The sequence below is a fragment of the Paraburkholderia sp. BL18I3N2 genome, assembly GCF_003001875.1.
Classification (GTDB): domain Bacteria; phylum Pseudomonadota; class Gammaproteobacteria; order Burkholderiales; family Burkholderiaceae; genus Paraburkholderia; species Paraburkholderia phytofirmans.
Map to the genome: position 1 here is coordinate 160,316 of NZ_PVNC01000013.1, position 17,890 is coordinate 178,205.

A 17,890-nucleotide genomic window follows, 5' to 3' on the forward strand; every position below is an offset into this window, starting at 1 on the left:
AAGACCCACGATAGCGTTCAACAATCAGAACAAGGAAGGGGAATCATGTCGCATGCAATGCCCGACCGGCTTCTGCCCGGTTCGCCCTATCCGCTCGGCGCCAGCTGGGATGGCCTCGGCGTCAACTTTGCGGTGTTTTCGGCGAACGCGCAAAAAATCGAGCTTTGCCTGTTCGATCCCACCGGCCGCAAGGAAATCCGGCGCTACACGCTGCCCGAATGCACCGACGAAATCTGGCACGGCTACCTGCCGAATGCGCATCCGGGCACCGCTTACGGGTTTCGCGCGCACGGGCCGTATCAGCCGCAGCATGGGCATCGCTTCAACCCGCACAAGCTGCTGCTCGATCCGTACGCGCGCAAACTGGTCGGACAATTTCGCTGGTCGGATGCGCTGTTCGGTTATCGCGTGCATTCGAATCGCGCGGACCTTTCCATCGACCGGCGCGATTCGGCGCCGGCCATGCCGAAGTGCGTCGTGATCGACGAAGCGTTCGACTGGTCGCACGATAAACGCCCGAACGTGCCGTGGGGCGAAACCATCGTCTACGAGACGCATGTGCGCGGCGCCTCGATGTTGCGCGCCGATTTGCGTCAGCATGAACGCGGCACCTTCGCGGCGCTGTCTTCGCCGGAGTTCATCGAGCATCTGCTGAAACTCGGCGTGACCGCGGTCGAACTGCTGCCCGTGCACGCGTTTCTCAACGACCGCTTTCTGGTGGAGCGCGGACTTCGCAACTACTGGGGGTACAACACGGCGGCATTTTTCGCACCGGAGCCCTCGTATCTGAGCACGCACCGGCTCGACGAAATGCGCATCGCCGTGCGTCAGTTGCACGCGGCCGGCATCGAGGTCATTCTCGACGTGGTCTACAACCACACCTGCGAAGGCAACGAGATGGGGCCGACAGTGTCGTGGCGCGGCCTCGACAATGCCAGCTACTACCGTCTGATTCCCGGCGACGAGCGCCACCATATCAACGACACGGGTTGTGGCAACACCGTGAATCTGCCGCATCCGCGTGTGCTGCAAATGGTGATGGATTCACTGCGCTACTGGTCGACGGCGTTCAATATCGACGGCTTCCGTTTCGATCTCGGCGTTACGCTCGGCCGCGAGCAGCACGGTTTCGATCCCGGTTCCGGTTTCTTCGACGCGTTGCGCCAGGACCCGATCCTGTCGCAACGCAAGCTGATTTCCGAGCCGTGGGACATCGGTCCTGGCGGTTATCAGCTAGGCAATCATCCGCCGGGATTCAGCGAATGGAACGATCGTTTTCGCGACACCGTGCGACGCTTCTGGCGCGGCGACGCCGGCTTGCGGCCCGATCTTGCCGCACGGTTGACCGGCTCGGCGGATCTCTTCAACCGGCGCGCGAGAAAGCCGTGGGCATCGGTCAATTTTGTCACGTCGCACGACGGTTTTACGTTAGCCGATGTCACGGCCTACGAGCAGAAGCACAACGAAGCCAATCGCGAAGACAACAACGACGGCCACAATGAAAACTGCAGCCGCAACTGGGGCGTGGAAGGCCCGAGCGACGACCCCGCGATTCTCGCCACGCGCAAACGTGTGGCGCGCTCGCTGATCGCCACGCTGCTGATGGCGCTCGGCACGCCCATGGTGCTGGCCGGCGACGAATCGCTGCGCACGCAGAACGGCAACAACAACGCGTATTGCCAGGACAACGAAATTTCGTGGATCGACTGGGAACGCGCGGAATCGCCGGACGGGCAGCAGATGACCGCGTTCGTCGCACGGGTGATCGCGCTGCGCAAGCAACATCCGCTGCTGCGCGAAACGCGTTTTCTGTTCGGCGATCGTGAAGTGTTGCCGGGCCTGTTCGATGTCGGCTGGTTCGACGAACACGGTGACCCGCTCACCATCGAAGCCTGGCAGGACCCCGAAGGCCGCGCATTCACGCTGCGCCGCGCGGGTCCAGGTTTAAACGGCGAAACAGAAGTATTGTTGATGATGCTCAACGCCAACGAAGAAACACTGCGTTTTACGCCGCCCGCCCCGCATCTGGAATGGCACGTGCTGTTAGACACTGCTGAGCCGGAGAGCGCGCCGCATCGGCTGGCGGTCGGGGAGCTCGAAGTGGCCGCGCATAGCCTCGTTTTGCTGGCTGCGCAGCCGGTGGGCGAAGCGGACTGGCAAGCGGGCTGGAAGGCCGGCGCGCAGCATGGGCCGCGGCTGCTGACCGCGTTGCCGCCCGATCCGGGTGCGCATCCGCCCAGTAGCGATACGTCGCCGACCACTTAAGGCAGCGGCGCCGTGACCCGACAGCATGCGGGCCGCGTTATTGCGCGTTGTCGTTGTACGCGTTGTGCGTTGTCTCAGGCAGCGCCCGCGCGAGGGACGCGTGACACGCGGCTCGAAAGCAAAACTGAATGGTGACGAATCATGTCCGAAAGTCCGATTGATCCTCATGCGCATCATCACGCGCATTGTTTGCCGTTCGGCGCGCAGCTGCTAGGCGCGACCGGTGCGAAGCCGCGCACGCGGTTTCGCTTCTGGGCGCCTTCCTGTCAACACGTCCAGGTGGAAATCGAAAACGGCCCCGCTCAAGGCGCGCACGATATGACGCCCGCCGGCAACGGCTGGTTCGAAGCGAGCGTCGACGGCGGCGCGGGCACGCTATACCGCTTCCGGTTGGATGGCGAGCATGCGGTGCCCGATCCGGCGTCGCGTTTTCAGCCGCAAGACGTGCATGGGCCGAGCGAAGTCATCGATCCGCGCGCCTACTATTGGGAACATACGAACTGGCACGGCCGGCCTTGGGAAGAAACGGTGTTGTACGAGTTACACGTCGGCGCGATGGGCGGCTATGCGGGCGTGCAGAAGCGGCTGCCGGAACTGGCCGCGCTCGGCGTCACCGCCATCGAATTGATGCCGTTGAACGACTTTTCCGGCAAGCACAATTGGGGCTATGACGGCGTGTTGCCGTATGCGCCCGATTCCGCTTACGGCCGCCCCGAAGAGCTGAAGGCGTTGATCGACAGCGCGCATGGCCTCGGCTTGATGGTGTTTCTCGACGTGGTCTACAACCACTTCGGCCCGGACGGCAACTATCTGCATGAATACGCCCGCTCGTTTTTCCGCGAAGGCACGCACACGCCGTGGGGCCCAGCGATCGACTTCGAGCGCAACGAAGTGAGCGACTTCTTTACGGATAACGCCGTCTACTGGATCAACGAATATCGGCTCGACGGCCTGCGTTTCGACGCGGTGCACGCAATCGACAACCACACATGGCTGCGCGAATTGTCCGACCATATCCGCGCCAAAGTGCAGCATGGCCGGCATGTGCATCTGGTGCTGGAAAACGAACACAACAGCGCAAGCCTGCTGGAAACGCATTTCGACGCGCAATGGAACGACGACGCGCACAACACGCTGCACGTGCTGCTGACCGGCGAAACCGAAGGCTATTACCACGCGTACGAAGACCAGCCGATCCAGCGTCTTGCGCGCGTGCTGTCGGAGGGCTTCGCGTATCAGGGCGACCCATCGCCGATTCACGACGGCAAGCCGCGTGGCGAAGCAAGCGGTCATTTGCCGCCCACTTCCTTTGTGATGTTTTTGCAGAACCACGATCAGATCGGCAACCGCGCGTTCGGCGAGCGCTTGCGCAAACTGACCTCGGACGATGCATTGCGCGCCGCCACCGGCCTGCTGCTGCTTTCACCGCAAATCCCGCTGCTTTTCATGGGCGAGGAATACGGCTCCACGCAACCGTTCCTGTTCTTCACCGACTACACAGGCGATCTCGCTGACGCGGTCCGCGAAGGACGCCGCCGCGAATTCGCGCGCTTTTCCTCGTTCAGCGACGAGAAACGCCGCGCTGAGATTCCCGATCCAAACGACGTAAAGACGTTTGCGGCCTCATCGCCGCCGGCGTCGCACGAAGCAGCGAAGAACGACAGCGATGAAGCGAAAGACCGGCTCGACTGGATGCACTTCTACAAATCCGCGCTAGCGGTACGCGCCAAGCTGATTACGCCGCGCCTGCCACATAGCAAGTCGTGCGGCGTGACCGTGCTGACCGCGGCGAATGGCGGCGACGCCAATGCGCTGATCGCGCGCTGGAAACTCTGCGACGGGGAGACGTTATCGGTCGCGCTGAATCTCTCGAAAGAGAGCGTGGCGTGCACTGAAATTCCCGCCGGTAAAGTGATTTTCGAAACGCCGCCGCGCGTGCGCGAACAGGTCGAGGTCAAGGTTTTGCCGCCCTACGCGTTCGTCGCGTGGCTGACCGGCGACGTCTGCGGCTACGCCATCGGCCACGATGCTCGCATCGCGGGACAACAGGAGCGCCACGCGTGACTACCCGACGCCCTCACGACACGATCGTCACTCTTGCCTCGCGCGCCGGCTTCGAGGTGGAGTGGCAGGATGCGCACCATACGACGCAGCATGTGCCCGAAAGCACACTTGCCGTACTGCTCGCACGGATGGGTTTGCCGTGCGGCAACGCCGCGGAAATCCGCCACAGCGCAGCCGCACTGGAAGCCGAATTGTCAGGCCGCAAACTGCCGCCGCTAATGACCGCGGAAGTCGGACGCGGCATCGCCTTGCCCATTGCGGCGATTAAATCCGGCAGCCACTATCGGATCGAACTGGAAAGCGGCTCGATCATCGACGGCCGGTTTACGGCGCCCAAAGGCGAAGAAGCTCTGCTCGCACCAATCGACGAAGCCGGCTATCACACGCTCGTGATCCACGAACAACGCATCACGCTGGCGGTGGCGCCGCCGCGCTGCTACACGGTCGCCGACGCCTGGCGCACGCTGCGCGACAACGCAAGCGACAACGCAAGCGGCGACGACACGCCCGCTCCGCCGCTATGGGGCATCGCCGCGCAGTTGTACGGCTTGCGCCGTACAGGCGACGGCGGCATCGGCGATTATTCGGCGCTCGCGCAAATCGCCGTGGAAAGCGCGAAGCGTGGCGCGCACGCGCTCGCCGTCAGTCCGACCCATGCGATGTTCAGCGCGGAGCCGGAGCGCTTCAGTCCGTATTCGCCGTCGTCGCGTTTGTGGTTGAACGTCACGCACATCGATCCCGCCGCCGTGTTCGGCGCGGATGCGGCACATGCTGCACTCGAAGCCGCCCAGGCTAGCGATGCATGGTCGAAACTCGAACGCTTGCCGTTGATCGAATGGCCGAACGCGGTCGTGCTGAAGCTGAAGGTCTTGCGCGCGCTGTACGAGCAATTCTGCGAACACGAACGCGCGCAACATACGCCGCGCGCGCTGGAGTTTCACGGCTTCTGCGAACGTGCCGGGCGCGCGCTCGAAGATCACGCGCGCTTCGAAGCGTTACAGGCGGCGCAACTCTCGCAAGAAGGTGGGAACGGACATTGGCGCAACTGGCCTGAGGCATTGCGCGATCCGCGCAGCCCGGAAGTCGAAGCCTTCGCCGAGGCCAACCGTCACGAGGTCGATTTCCATCTGTTCCTGCAATGGCTGGCCGCCAAGGGTTTGTCGCACGCGCAACAGGTCGCGCACGACGCCGGCATGGCCGTCGGCCTGATCGCCGATCTTGCGGTGGGATGCGATAGCGCCGGCAGTCACGCGTGGTCGTATCGCGACGACATGCTGCAGGGCGTGTCGGTGGGCGCGCCACCGGACCTGTTCAATCAGGCCGGCCAGGCGTGGGGACTCACTACGTTTTCGCCGCGCGCGATGCGCACCCAGGGCTTCTCCGCGTTCATCGACATGCTGCGCGCGGCGTTCGCCCATGCCGGCGGCATCCGCATCGATCACATTCTCGGCTTGCGGCGGCTGTGGCTCGTGCCAGAAGGCGAAAGCGCGCGTAACGGCGCGTACCTGCGCTACCCGCTCGAAGACTTGCTGCGTCTGATCGCGCTCGAATCGTGGCGGCATCGCGCGATCGTGATCGGTGAAGATCTTGGCACGGTGCCACCGGGCTTTCGCGAGCGGCTCGAAGAGCACGGCATCGCCGGCATTCGCGTGCTGTGGTTCGAGGGCGCGCACGACGGCAAAGGATTCAAGCCGCCGTCCGACTGGGACCGCAATGCGGTCGGCACCACGACGACGCACGATCTGCCGACGGTCGCCGGCTGGTGGCGCGGCAGCGACATCACATGGCGCAACAAGATCGGCCAGACGATGGCGCGCGCCGACGGCCGCGATCCTGAGGAAGCCGCCCAGGAAGAGCGCGCGAAAGATCGCGCCGAGTTGTGGCGAGCTTTCCAGCTAGCGGGCGTGGCCGCGCCTGATGTGCCCGCGCCGCCGCCCGACAGCGCGCCCGTGGACGAAGCGCTCGCCTTCGTCGCCGCAACGCCCGGCCCGCTGGTGACGTTTCCGCTCGAGGATTTGCTCGCGCAAGTCGAGCAGCCGAATCTGCCCGGCTCGATCGACGAGCATCCGAACTGGCGCCGCCGCGTGAGCGTGCCGATCGACGAACTGTTCGAAGACGACACGTTCTGTGACCGGCTACTCGCGGTGGATCGCGCGCGCCGCGCCGCCACCGCCCCGCTTCCTTCCGCCAACGCTTCTTCGGAGCCTGATACGCCATGACCGTCCCGCGCTCCACGCTTCGCCTCCAGTTCCATCGAGGCTTTACCTTCGACGATGCCGCAAAGCACGTCGATTACTTCGCCGCGCTCGGCATCAGCCACGTGTACGCGTCGCCCATCACGACGGCCGAGCCGGGCTCGATGCACGGCTACGACACCGTCGACTACACCCAGGTCAGCGCCGAATGCGGCGGCGAGGCGGGTTTGAAGCGCCTCGTCGACAAATTGCGCGCGCACAACATGGGGCTGATCATCGACACGGTGCCGAACCATATGGGCGTCGGCGGATCGAGCAACGCGTGGTGGCTCGATATTCTCGAATGGGGCCGTCACAGCGCCTATGCGCGCCATTTCGACGTGGATTGGCATTCGCCCGATCCCGCCTTGCGCGGCAAGGTGCTGCTGCCCACGCTCGGCGCCGCGTACGGCGAAGAACTCGCGGCGGGCCGCATCGCGCTGCATTTCGCGGCCGACATTGGGCGCTTTTATATCGGCTACGGCCCGCACGTTTTCCCGGTATGCCCGACCGATTACGCGTCGATCCTGCAAAGCGCCGACCGCTCCGATCTCAACGCGCTCGCCGAACGCTTCCACGGACTCACCACGCAGCCCACCGATCATCCGCGCGCCGCCGAAGGCCGCGACATGCTGCGCGAATTCGTCGCGCAAAACGGTGACTCGGCAATCGAGATCGCGCTGCAGGCGTATTCTCCGGACGACCCGGTGACGCGTGACCGGCTGCATCGGCTGATCGAGCGGCAACACTTCCGCCTGGCGTGGTGGCGCACCGCGTCGGACGAGGTGAACTGGCGGCGTTTCTTCGACATCTCGACGCTCGCCGGCGTGCGCGTGGAACGCCCTGAAGTGTTCGAGGCCGTGCATGCGCTGCCTTTCCGTCTTTATCAGGAAGGCGTGGTGGACGGCTTGCGGATCGATCACGTCGACGGGCTCGCCGAGCCGCGTGAATACTGCCAGCGTTTGCGGCAGCGTCTAACGGAACTGCGTGACAGCGCGCCGTATGTGGTGGTCGAAAAGATTCTCGGACGCGGCGAACCGCTGCGCGACGATTGGCCGGTAGACGGCACGACCGGCTACGATTTCATGAGCGACGTCGGCGCGCTGCTGCACGATCCGGCCGGCGCCGAACCGCTCGCGCAAACGTGGACCGAGCTGACCGGCCGCAGCCCGCGTTTTGCCGACGAGGCGCTGGTCGCGCGCCGCAAGATTCTCGCGGAAAATCTCTCCGCGGAACTCGACCGCGCGGCGCGCGCGTTGCATCGCATTGCGCGCGATTCGCTGGCCACGCGCGACTTCACTTTCACCACGCTGCGGCGTGTGCTGACCGAATTGGTCGTGCATTTTCCCGTGTATCGAATCTATCCGCAGAACGGTCTGCACAGCGCGGCGGATAACGTCTATTTCGACCAGGCATTGGAGGGCGCAAGACAAACGCTTTCGCGCGCGGATCTCGTCGCGCTCGAGCGCGTGAACGCGTGGCTCGGCGGCAGCGCCGAAGAGCCGCCGCCCGGCCGCAGCGGCACGCCGCAGCAAGGCCAGAACGGAGCGCCGCCGAGCCATGCCGGTTCCGCGCGACGCACCGCGCAAACGCTGTTTTCGCAGTTGACCGCGCCGGTCGCCGCGAAGGCGGTCGAGGATACGGCGTGCTATCGCTATGGCCGGTTGTTGTCGCGCAACGAGGTCGGCTCGGACCCGGGCGAGTTCGCGTTGTCGGTCGAAGCGTTTCATGCAGCGAATCTGGAGCGCTCCCAGCGCTTTCCTCATGCGATGCTCGCGACCGCGACGCACGATCACAAACGTGGCGAAGACGTGCGCGCACGGCTCGCCGTGTTGAGCGAGATCGCGCGCGACTGGAGCGCGACGTTGCGCGCGTGGTCCACATTGAATGCGCCGAATCGTCGCGCGCTCGACGGCAAACCCGTCAGCAGCGTCGGGCAGGACACGAGCTACGACTGGGCGCCCGGCCCCGCCGCCGAAGCGATGCTCTATCAAACGCTGGTGGGCTGCTGGCCGCCCGATCTTCAACCCGACGACGAAGCCGGTGTAAAGGAGCTAGCCGAGCGCGTCGCGCAATGGCAGTTGAAGGCGCTGCGCGAAGCCAAGCTGCAAACCAACTGGCTCGCGCCCGACGAAGCGTACGAGGCCGCCTGTCGCGATTTCCTGTTCGACATCCTCGCGCCACAACGGCGTGACGGATTCCTGAAGGAATTGTCCGCGTTCGTCGCGCGAATCGGGCGCGCCGGCGCGCTCAATAGTTTGCAGCAGACGGTTCTGCGGCTGGCATCGCCTGGGATTCCCGATCTTTATCAGGGCACCGAGTTGTGGGACTTCAGTCTGGTCGATCCGGACAATCGCCGGCCCGTCGATTTCGCCAAACGCGAGGCGTGGCTCGTGCAAACGCCGCCGTCGGAATTTCTGCCGAGCTGGCGCGATGGACGCGTGAAGCTCGCGGCGGTGCAGCGCGTGCTCGCGTTGCGAGCGCATTTGCCGGAGTTGCTGAGTCAGGGCGAATATCTGGCGCTCGCGGTGCGCGGCAAGCACGCGTCGAGTGTGATCGCGTTTGCACGGCGGCATGGCAATGCGTGGGCCGTGGTGGTGGCGAGCCGGCTTGCGGCCGGATTGCTCGGCGAGGAAGGCGACTTGCCGATGGTCGATCCGGCCAAATGGGAAGACACCGCGCTGGAGATGCCGGCGGATTTGTCCGCGAGAGCGCTGTTCGACTGGTTGAGTCCCGCGGCGCCCAAGGTGGATGAAAACGGTCTGCTGTATCTGCGCGATGCGCTGGGTGCAATGCCGATCGCGGTGTTGGTGGAGGATGGCGTGCCGCGCGGTTGATTTTTTAGTTTTGTGGGTGAAGGCGGTTGGAGCTTAAGGGCTCTAACCGCTTTTTTTTGCCCTAGTCGAATTGAGGCATCGACATGCTGCGCTGCTCTGCTGTTCGATTTTCTCGAAGGCTAGGTCGATCGGGTCGATGAGGTGTACACGCGGCACCCGTTGCGGCATCTGCAACTTCCGCACTATCGCGTGAACGAACCCGGCGATGGACACGTCGGCTAGGCGGCCGCGCGGCTTGATTGAGGCTAGCGCCCCGCCGCCCAAAGCAGTGAAAGTCCCGACGACAACATCAAACCGTCGAAGACCAGTTTGAAAGTCGATGGGCTCATCCGAACCACGATCGACCGCGCGGCAAACGAACCGACCATCAGTGCGGATCCGGTGATCAAGCCATCGATCACCACATGCAACGGCAACGCGCCGAAATGATTGAAGACCGCGACTTTGGCGGCATAAACGGTCAGAGAGCCCGCCGCTTCTGTTGCGAGAAAAGCGCCCTTTACGAGGCCATAAGACATGAACACGGGCACGGTGATGGGTCCGGTGGACACGACGATTCCGGTGAGAAAACCCACCACGCCACGGATCAAGGAAAGTTGCCACAACGAGAACTTGATATCCCGGCGCGCAAGCCAGCGCCGTGTGGGCACCATCGCGACGAAGAACAAGCCCAACGCAATTTCGACCGCGTGCGGCGGCAACGCAAGCAACGTTCGCACACCCAGGGCCGCGCCCGGCACGGCAGTCACGCAGTAGGCGCCGCATGCGCGCCAATCGATCTCGCGCCACCATGCGAGGACCTTGCCGAAGTTGCCCATGATCGCGGCGATCGCCATGATGGGCACCGCCTGTTGCGGACCGGACAGCATCACGAGCACGGGCATCAGCATCATCGACGAGCCGGTGCCGACCACGCCGCTCAACGTGCCGGCCAGCAATCCGACGCACAGCACCAACAGATATCCCATGTCGCCCTCAACGGTGTGGACGACAATTCTACCTGTGGCCTGCTACGGCGCTATCGCGGCTCAACCACCTTCGTCGTCGAAGGTTTTCGGATAAACCCGCACGAGCACGATACGCGGCCCTTTCATTTTCTTGACCACGACGTCGAAGCGGTCGAACTCCACTCTCTGCCCCTCGCTGGGCAGATCGTTGAGCGCCTGAATCACGAGGCCGCCGACCGATTCGGCCTTGCCCTCGTCGATGTCGATCCCCAACGCGCGTTCCAGCGACACCACCGGCAAGCTGCCCTTGCCCATCAAGGTGCCGTCGTCCATGCGCGTCCAGTCGGCGTCGCCCTGACGGAACTCGTCGTGGATCTGGCCCACGAGCGCGCCGAGCAGATTGTCGAGCGTCAGGAAACCGATCGGCTTCTCCCGCTTGTGGCCCACCAGCGCGAAGTGCGGCGCGCCTTTGCGGAAGCGGCGAAACAGTTCGAGCGCCGGCATCTCCGGCGTGACGTATTGCACGGGCCGCGCGTATTTGGAGAGATCCTCGAGTGTGCTGCCCGCATGGCGGGCCAGCAGCAAGTCCTTCAAATGGATCATGCCGGCCACGCGCTCGCCGGACGCATCTTCGAACAGCGGATAACGGCTGAAGCGATGCCGCGCCACCACCTGCATGTTGTCGCGCAACGGCAAATCGCGACGCAAGCCGATCATTTCGTAGGCCGGGCGCATGAGGTCCGATACGGTCATGCGCGAAAAATCGAGCGAGTGCGCGATCGTGTTCCACTCGTCCTGACTGTAGGCACCGTCCGCCGAGCCCAGTTCCGTGGCGACGTTGGCGCGGCGGCCGCGCAGGATCAGCTTGAGTTCGTCGGTGGAGTAGTGCGAGTCGTGGCCGTGATCGGCGTCGAGGCCGGCGAGTTTGAGCACGGCGTTGGCGCTCGAATTGAGCACCCAGATTGCCGGATACATAGCCCAGTAAAAGCCATAGAGCGGCGTGGCGGCCCAGAGCGAAACCTTCTCCGCCTCGCGGATCGCCAGCGACTTCGGCGCGAGTTCTCCCACGACGATATGCAGGAACGAAATGCATGAGAACGCGAAGAACAGCGAAATGCCGTGGATCAGCTTCTCCGACTCCACGCCCAGCAGGCTGAAGACCGGAGTGAGCAACTCCGCGAACGCGGGCTCGCCGATCCAGCCGAGCCCGAGCGACGCCAGTGTGATGCCGAGCTGGCAGGCGGACAGATAGGCGTCGAGACGCCCGTGCACCTTGGCCAGCAGACGCCCGCGCATGCCATGTTTGGCGGCGAGGCTTTGCACGCGCGTCTGCCGAAGTTTGACCAGACCGAATTCAGCGGCAACAAAGAAACCGTTGAGGGCAACGAGAAACAACGCACCGATAAGGGCGACGACCTGGATCAAAGCGAAAGGCTCCGGCAACAAAAGTTGTCAGTATAGAGGGTGAAAGCTCGGTGAAATCTGAATCGCGCAAACGAAGTGGCTGAGCCGGACAGTTCACTTTGCCGCAGTTGCGCTCAGTGGGATGCGTAGCGCGAGGGTGGCCATGCTGCCGCCGGCTGCGTCGCCGCCGGTTGCTTCGCCTTGCTCGAAACTGCCGCCGTGCGCTTCGGCGACGCGCTTGCACAATGCCAGCACCCACGCGATCCGTTTCGCTTCGCGCGGCTCGCAGGCCTGTTTGCGGGCAAACGCTTCGAGCACATGGGGCAAGGCGGGGTCCTGCAACGTGGTGCTGCTCGTGTCGTAGGCGAGACTGGCGTGCCACGTGTTCGTGTCGGCTTTCGTGGTCAGGATGACCGTGGTGCCTTCCGGGCTCGTTTCGACTGCGAACGTCAGCATCAGCCAAAGCGCCGCAGCGAGGCGCTCGCGGTCGCCGTTGAGTTGCTCGGTGGCGAGTTGCGAGTCGAGCGTAACTTCCACGCCGCGCGTGCGAGCGAGGCCCGAGCGGACTTCTTCCACCGTTTCATCGAGTAAGGGATGCAGCGGGAATGACGCATAGTTCAGCGCCAGCGATTTGGTTTCGGCGCGCGTAGCGTCGACAATCGTCTCGAGCAACTTGACCTGCTGGTCCACGCCATTGCGAATGCCGATGACGGCGCGCTGCGAGTTGGGGTCGTTCGCGTCGAGCTTGCGCTCCAGCACGTACGCCCAGCTATGAATGGCATTCAACGGACCACGCAGATCATGCGACACCAGCGACAGCACGTGGTCACGCATGAACAGCGCGGTTTCCGCGCGCAGATGCGCGGTACGTTCGGATACGGCGAAGCCGGAAGGGACTGGCTTTTCGCCGGCAATTCCGGTTGAAGACGTTGTCACGATCGAGCCCTCAGGCAGTTCATGATGATTGAAAGAAGCCCCATTATAGGCATGCCTTCCGGCGCGACCAGCCTGGCCGGACGGCCAACTGGTACGCAATCCGTGTGCCACGCGGCAATCCTCGGCATGCGGCGCCAACACGCCTACAATGTCGGTTTTTACGTTTTGACCTGAGGAGCGACATATGTCGACTGTGACTACCGAATCCGGCTTGAAGTACGAAGACATCGTTGAAGGCACCGGCGCCGAAGCAGTGGCCGGCAAGACCGTCAGCGTGCATTACACCGGCTGGCTGACCGATGGCCAGAAGTTCGACTCGAGCAAAGACCGCAATGACCCGTTCGCATTCGTGCTGGGCGGCGGCATGGTCATCAAGGGCTGGGACGAAGGCGTGCAGGGCATGAAGGTCGGCGGCACGCGCAAGCTGACCATCCCGCCGCAACTCGGCTACGGCGTGCGCGGCGCGGGCGGCGTGATTCCGCCGAACGCAACGCTCGTGTTCGAAGTCGAATTGCTGGGCGTCTAAGTTTTTCGCCGTCCTGTCACTGCGCACCGTCGATGAGCCACGCCGCCGTTACCGCTCCTAGCGTTTCGCTGCGCCGCTACGACACGATCGAAGCGTCGGACGTGCACGACTTTCACCAGGTCGTGCTCGGGCTCGACGGCGCGATGGTGATGGCCGTGGACGGCATCGCGCAACGCATCGACGCCGGCTCCGCCTGGCTCATCCCGGCGGGCGCGCGGCACGATTACGCGGGCGTCGGCGAGAACCGGCAGTTGGTGCTGGATTTGCCGGCCGCATCGCTGGCCGTGCCGGAACGCTTGTTCGACCGCGCGCGGGCCGTCTGCGTGGAGAGCTCGCTTGCGCAACTCGTGCATCGCATCGCGGCGCACGCCACCGGCGGCGCTCTCGGCGACGATCTCGATTCACGGCGTTTTCATTGGGACGCAGCCGCGCGCCTCGGCGCCGCGTTGGTGGCCGACGCGGGCACCACGGTTGGCGCACCGGCAGCGGGCGCGGGTCTCGACTTTGCGCGCATCGACCGCTGGTTGCGCGTGCATTTGTCGGAGCCTTTGCGGATCGCCGACCTCGCCGCGCATTGCGGCTTCGGCATGCGGCGCTTTCATCAGCTTTTTATCGAGGCCTTCGGTGAGACGCCGCATCGCTATTTGCAGCGGCTGCGGCTCGATACGTCGCTCACGCTGCTCGCCGATCCGCGCCGTTCGCTGACCGATATCGCGCTGGATATCGGCTTCGGCGATCAAAGCGCGTACACACACGCGTTCACACGGCGTTTCGGGCTGGCGCCCGGTCAGTGGCGCGCGTTGCGCCACTGAGTTTTCACGCGCTGGGTTTCATTGCAGTGAGTCTCGCCGCGTTGGCTCTATTGCACTGACGGACTGCACTGAAGTTCCGTTGCGCGAGCCGCCTGAACGGAGCGGCCCGCTTGTCCTGCTTCACCCATCCGCTCGAGCTTTCGCTCGAACCTGCTTCGCTCAACCCGCCAGACCGCGCTCCAGATCGCCGCGAATATCGCCGGCGTTTTCCAGACCGACGGCAAGACGGATCAAGCCTTCGCTAATGCCCGCCGCCGCGCGCGCTTCCGGCGTCACGCGACCATGCGTGGTCGTAGCTGGATGCGTAATGGTGGTACGCGTATCGCCCAGGTTGCCGGTGATCGAGCAGATCTTCGTGTTGTCGATCACGCGCCATGCATTCGCGCGCATCTGCTCCGGCGTGTCGCCCTTCAGTTCGAACGAGAGGATCGCGCCGCCCGCCTTCTGCTGACGCATGGCCAGCGCGTGCTGCGGATGCGATTCAAGCCCCGGATAGAACACGCGATTCACGGCCGGATGCGCTTCCAGCCAGCGCGCGATTTCGAGCGCATTCGCCGACTGCTTTTCGGCGCGCAGCGACAGCGTTTCCATACCCTTGAGCAACACCCACGCGTTGAACGCGGACAGCGTCGGCCCGGCGCTGCGCACGAACGGAAACACCTTTTCCATGATGAACTGCTTCGAGCCGACCAGCGCGCCGCCGAGCACGCGACCCTGGCCGTCGAGGAACTTGGTGGCCGAATGCATCACGACGTCCGCGCCGAGCTTCAACGGCTGTTGCAAGGCCGGGCTGCAGAAACAGTTGTCGACCACGAACAGTGCGTTGGACGCCTTGGCGATCTTGCTGATCGCCTCGATGTCGGCGACTTCGGTCAGCGGATTCGACGGCGTTTCGAGGAAGAACATCTTCGTCTCCGGACGCACGGCGTTTTTCCACGCGTCCAGATCGGTCGGATCGACGAACGTGGTCGTGATGCCGAACTTGCTGAAGATCTGCGAGAACATGCCGAGCGTCGAACCGAACAGCGCCTGCGAGCTGACCAGATGGTCGCCCGCCTGCAATGCCGACATCACCACCGACATGATCGCGGCCATACCCGACGCCGTCGCCATGCAGGCTTCGCCGCCTTCGAGCGCGGCAAGACGATCCTGGAACATCGAGACGGTCGGGTTCGTGAAGCGCGAGTAGGTGTAGTTGTCTTCGGAATTCTTGAATTTTTCGGCCGCGTCGGCGGCGCTCTCGAACACGAAGCTCGAGGTCAGGAAAATCGCTTCCGAATGCTCGTTGAAGTCGCTGCGCACCGTGCCCGAGCGGACTGCCAGCGTGTCGAAGTTCAGGGAGTCGTCCATGTTGGTTCTGGTTTCCAATGTTCCATGACTGCGTTCGGTCTCTGCGGCTCACGTGCGAGGTGAGCGCGTGATGCCGAACGGCAGCAACAAAAAAGCCCGCTTTTGCGTCGGCATAAGCGGGCTTCATGTGCGGGGGAAAGCTGGAGCGGAGGTAGATGAATGCGGCTTTTCCACCATTCGCTTTAGCTGTTTCGGGTTGCCCCGCGTCCGCAAGCTGAGTTCAAATCGACGCAAGCCGTCATGCTAACACGCTCCCGGTATGGCGTGCAGCGCGCCTTGCCGGGAGCGTATAACTCGAATCGCTCAACCCACCGACAGTTGCAAATGCAGTTGCGAACGTGCCGGCGCGCCGCCGTCGATCGCATCGCTCGCGGCGTCGCGGTCCGATTGCGAGGACGGTGCGAGACGCGCGGTTTCGATGCGGTCGAGGTACTCGGTGGTCACGTCGCCGGTCACGTAGTTGCCGTCGAAACACGACGCTTCGAATTCCTTCAGCGCCGGATTGATGTCGCGCACCGCTTGCTTGAGCGCGTCGACGTCCTGATAGACGAGATGGTCCGCGCCGATCATGCGCGCGACTTCGTCGTCCGAGCGGCCGTGGGCGACGAGTTCACCGCGCGTCGGCATGTCGATACCGTAAACGTTCGGGAATTTCACCGGCGGCGCCGCCGAAGCGAAGATCACCTTGTTGGCGCCGGCATCGCGCGCCATCTGCACGATTTCGTGCGACGTGGTGCCGCGAACGATCGAGTCGTCGACGATCAGCACGTTCTTGCCCTTGAACTCGATGCCCATGGCATTCAGCTTCTGGCGCACCGACTTCTTGCGCACAGCCTGGCCCGGCATGATGAAGGTGCGGCCGACGTAACGGTTCTTGAAGAAGCCTTCGCGGTATTCGACGCCCAGCTTCTTCGCGACTTGCATCGCGGCCGGACGGGACGAATCGGGAATCGGCATCACGACGTCGATTGGAACGTCGGGCAGCTCGCGCTTGATCTTCTCGGCGAGGTAGTCGCCCATGCGCAGACGCACGTTGTAGACGGGCACGCCGTCGAGCACCGAGTCCGGACGCGCCAGATACACGAGTTCGAAAATGCAGGGGTTCAGGCTCGGGTTCGTGGCGCATTGCTGCGAATGCAGATTGCCTTCGATGTCGATGAAAATCGCTTCGCCCGGCGCCACGTCGCGCACGAATTCGAAGCCGATACCTTCGATCGCCACCGACTCCGACGCCAGGATCCACTCGACGCCTTCAGCCGTTTCCTGCTTGCCGAGGCACAGCGGACGGATGCCAAACGGGTCACGGAAGCCCAGCAGCCCGTAGCCGGCGATCAGCGACACGATCGCGTACGACCCGCGCACCCGGCGATGCACGCCCGACACGGCCTTGAACAGCGCAGCCGGATCGAGTTGCAGGCCCGAACTGGAAAGCTGCAATTCGTGCGCGAGCACGTTGAGCATGACTTCCGTGTCGGAATTGGTATTGATGTGGCGGCGATCGATGCGGAACATCTCATCTTTCAGCTGCTGCCAGTTGGTCAGATTGCCGTTGTGCGCGAGGATGATGCCGAACGGCGCGTTCACGTAGAACGGCTGGGCCTCTTCTTCGCTCGATGCGGAACCGGCGGTCGGGTAACGGACCTGGCCGATACCGGTCGTGCCGGGCAGGCTGCGCATGTTGCGCGTGCGGAACACGTCGCGCACCATGCCGTTGGCCTTGTGCATGTGGAAGTTGCTGCCGTTCGCTGTCGCGATGCCGGCGGCGTCCTGACCGCGGTGCTGCAGGAGCAGCAGGCTGTCATAGATCAGCTGATTGACCGGAGAGTGGGAAACTACGCCTACGATGCCGCACATGGCATGTCCTTCAAAGGTACGAAATTCGTCATGGCGGCCGCTGCCTGCGATGGTGTCCCGAAGTGACGTCTTTCGGGGCGTTCGCGAAGCTACGCGACCGAACGTAAAGGCAGCCGGTTTGCGCCGGTGTCCTGCTGCGTTTCCCTATCCACTCGCCTGATCGTCACACTCGGACGTAAGCAGCCAGCGTCTCGGGAAGCAGCGGTTTCATTACGTGCACGCCCTCGACCGCATAGGGCCGAAGCAGGGCGTTGCGCCAGAATTCCTGTTGGGGCAGTTCGGTCAAGCCGGCGAGGGCGACCAGAATCAGCACCAGAATGACCCCGCGCACGAGGCCGAACATCAAACCGAGCGAACGGTCCACGCCGCTCAAGCCGGTTGCCTGCACGATGCGGCTCAAAAGCGCGTTCAGCACGCTCGCCACCAGCACCACACCGACCACCACCAGCGCAAACGCCAGCAGCCATTGGGTCAACGCGCCGCCCGGCCAGTTGGACGGGATGTACGGCACGACGTAACCGACGAAGCGGCAAGCAATCAAAAACGCCGCAATCCAGCCGATCAGCCCGAATATCTCGGACAAAAACCCGCGCCATGTGCCGCGCAGCGCCGACAAACCGATCACCGCCATTACAGCGTAGTCGAAGGCAGTGAACATCGC

12 protein-coding genes are annotated in these 17,890 nt (G+C 63.7%); 6 read left to right on the forward strand and 6 right to left on the reverse strand.

Going from position 1 to position 17,890, the window contains the following annotated elements; genetic code table 11:
* Positions 1-45 precede the first annotated feature (45 nt).
* The 4 genes from glgX to treY all read left to right on the forward strand — a co-directional run bounded on the left by glgX (position 46) and on the right by treY (position 9,400).
* Complete coding sequence (gene glgX, locus B0G75_RS27925) at positions 46-2,265, forward strand: glycogen debranching protein GlgX (protein WP_106313319.1); 2,220 nt, start codon at positions 46-48, stop codon at positions 2,263-2,265.
* 141 nt (positions 2,266-2,406) lie between these two features.
* The gene (gene treZ / locus B0G75_RS27930) at positions 2,407-4,329 is read left to right on the forward strand and encodes a malto-oligosyltrehalose trehalohydrolase (RefSeq protein WP_106313320.1); all 1,923 of its coding nucleotides are present in this window, start codon (positions 2,407-2,409) and stop codon (positions 4,327-4,329) included.
* On the forward strand, positions 4,326-6,548 hold the full coding sequence (malQ, locus tag B0G75_RS27935; RefSeq protein WP_106313321.1) for a 4-alpha-glucanotransferase: 2,223 nt from the start codon (positions 4,326-4,328) through the stop codon (positions 6,546-6,548). Before treZ ends, malQ begins: the two co-directional genes overlap by 4 nt.
* Positions 6,545-9,400: a malto-oligosyltrehalose synthase gene (gene treY, locus B0G75_RS27940; protein ID WP_106313322.1), complete on the forward strand. Its 2,856-nt coding sequence runs from the start codon at positions 6,545-6,547 to the stop codon at positions 9,398-9,400. Before malQ ends, treY begins: the two co-directional genes overlap by 4 nt.
* A 245-nt stretch (positions 9,401-9,645) precedes the next feature.
* Here treY and B0G75_RS27945 read toward each other — a convergent pair whose 3' ends face one another.
* The 3 genes from B0G75_RS27945 to B0G75_RS27955 all read right to left on the reverse strand — a co-directional run bounded on the left by B0G75_RS27945 (position 9,646) and on the right by B0G75_RS27955 (position 12,687).
* Complete coding sequence (locus B0G75_RS27945; RefSeq protein WP_106313323.1) at positions 9,646-10,368, reverse strand: sulfite exporter TauE/SafE family protein; 723 nt, start codon at positions 10,366-10,368, stop codon at positions 9,646-9,648.
* Between the two features lie 60 nt (positions 10,369-10,428).
* A complete protein-coding gene (locus tag B0G75_RS27950) occupies positions 10,429-11,772 on the reverse strand; it encodes a hemolysin family protein (protein ID WP_012428621.1) in 1,344 nt (447 codons plus the stop codon).
* 93 nt (positions 11,773-11,865) lie between these two features.
* Positions 11,866-12,687: a sensor histidine kinase KdpD gene (locus B0G75_RS27955; protein ID WP_106313324.1), complete on the reverse strand. Its 822-nt coding sequence runs from the start codon at positions 12,685-12,687 to the stop codon at positions 11,866-11,868.
* Positions 12,688-12,871: 184 nt separating this feature from the next.
* Here B0G75_RS27955 and B0G75_RS27960 point away from each other — a divergent pair, with 184 nt between their 5' ends.
* Complete coding sequence (locus tag B0G75_RS27960; RefSeq protein ID WP_027803023.1) at positions 12,872-13,213, forward strand: FKBP-type peptidyl-prolyl cis-trans isomerase; 342 nt, start codon at positions 12,872-12,874, stop codon at positions 13,211-13,213.
* A gap of 32 nt (positions 13,214-13,245) precedes the next feature.
* Positions 13,246-14,025, forward strand: coding sequence for an AraC family transcriptional regulator (locus B0G75_RS27965; protein WP_106313325.1), 780 nt, complete (start codon positions 13,246-13,248; stop codon positions 14,023-14,025).
* A gap of 159 nt (positions 14,026-14,184) precedes the next feature.
* Here B0G75_RS27965 and B0G75_RS27970 read toward each other — a convergent pair whose 3' ends face one another.
* The 3 genes from B0G75_RS27970 to B0G75_RS27980 all read right to left on the reverse strand — a co-directional run bounded on the left by B0G75_RS27970 (position 14,185) and on the right by B0G75_RS27980 (position 17,887).
* Positions 14,185-15,375: an O-succinylhomoserine sulfhydrylase gene (locus B0G75_RS27970; RefSeq protein WP_106313326.1), complete on the reverse strand. Its 1,191-nt coding sequence runs from the start codon at positions 15,373-15,375 to the stop codon at positions 14,185-14,187.
* A 303-nt stretch (positions 15,376-15,678) separates the two neighbouring features.
* On the reverse strand, positions 15,679-17,229 hold the full coding sequence (purF, locus tag B0G75_RS27975) for an amidophosphoribosyltransferase (protein WP_012428626.1): 1,551 nt from the start codon (positions 17,227-17,229) through the stop codon (positions 15,679-15,681).
* Between the two features lie 163 nt (positions 17,230-17,392).
* Complete coding sequence (locus tag B0G75_RS27980) at positions 17,393-17,887, reverse strand: CvpA family protein (protein ID WP_106313327.1); 495 nt, start codon at positions 17,885-17,887, stop codon at positions 17,393-17,395.
* Between the last annotated feature and the right edge of the window lie 3 nt (positions 17,888-17,890).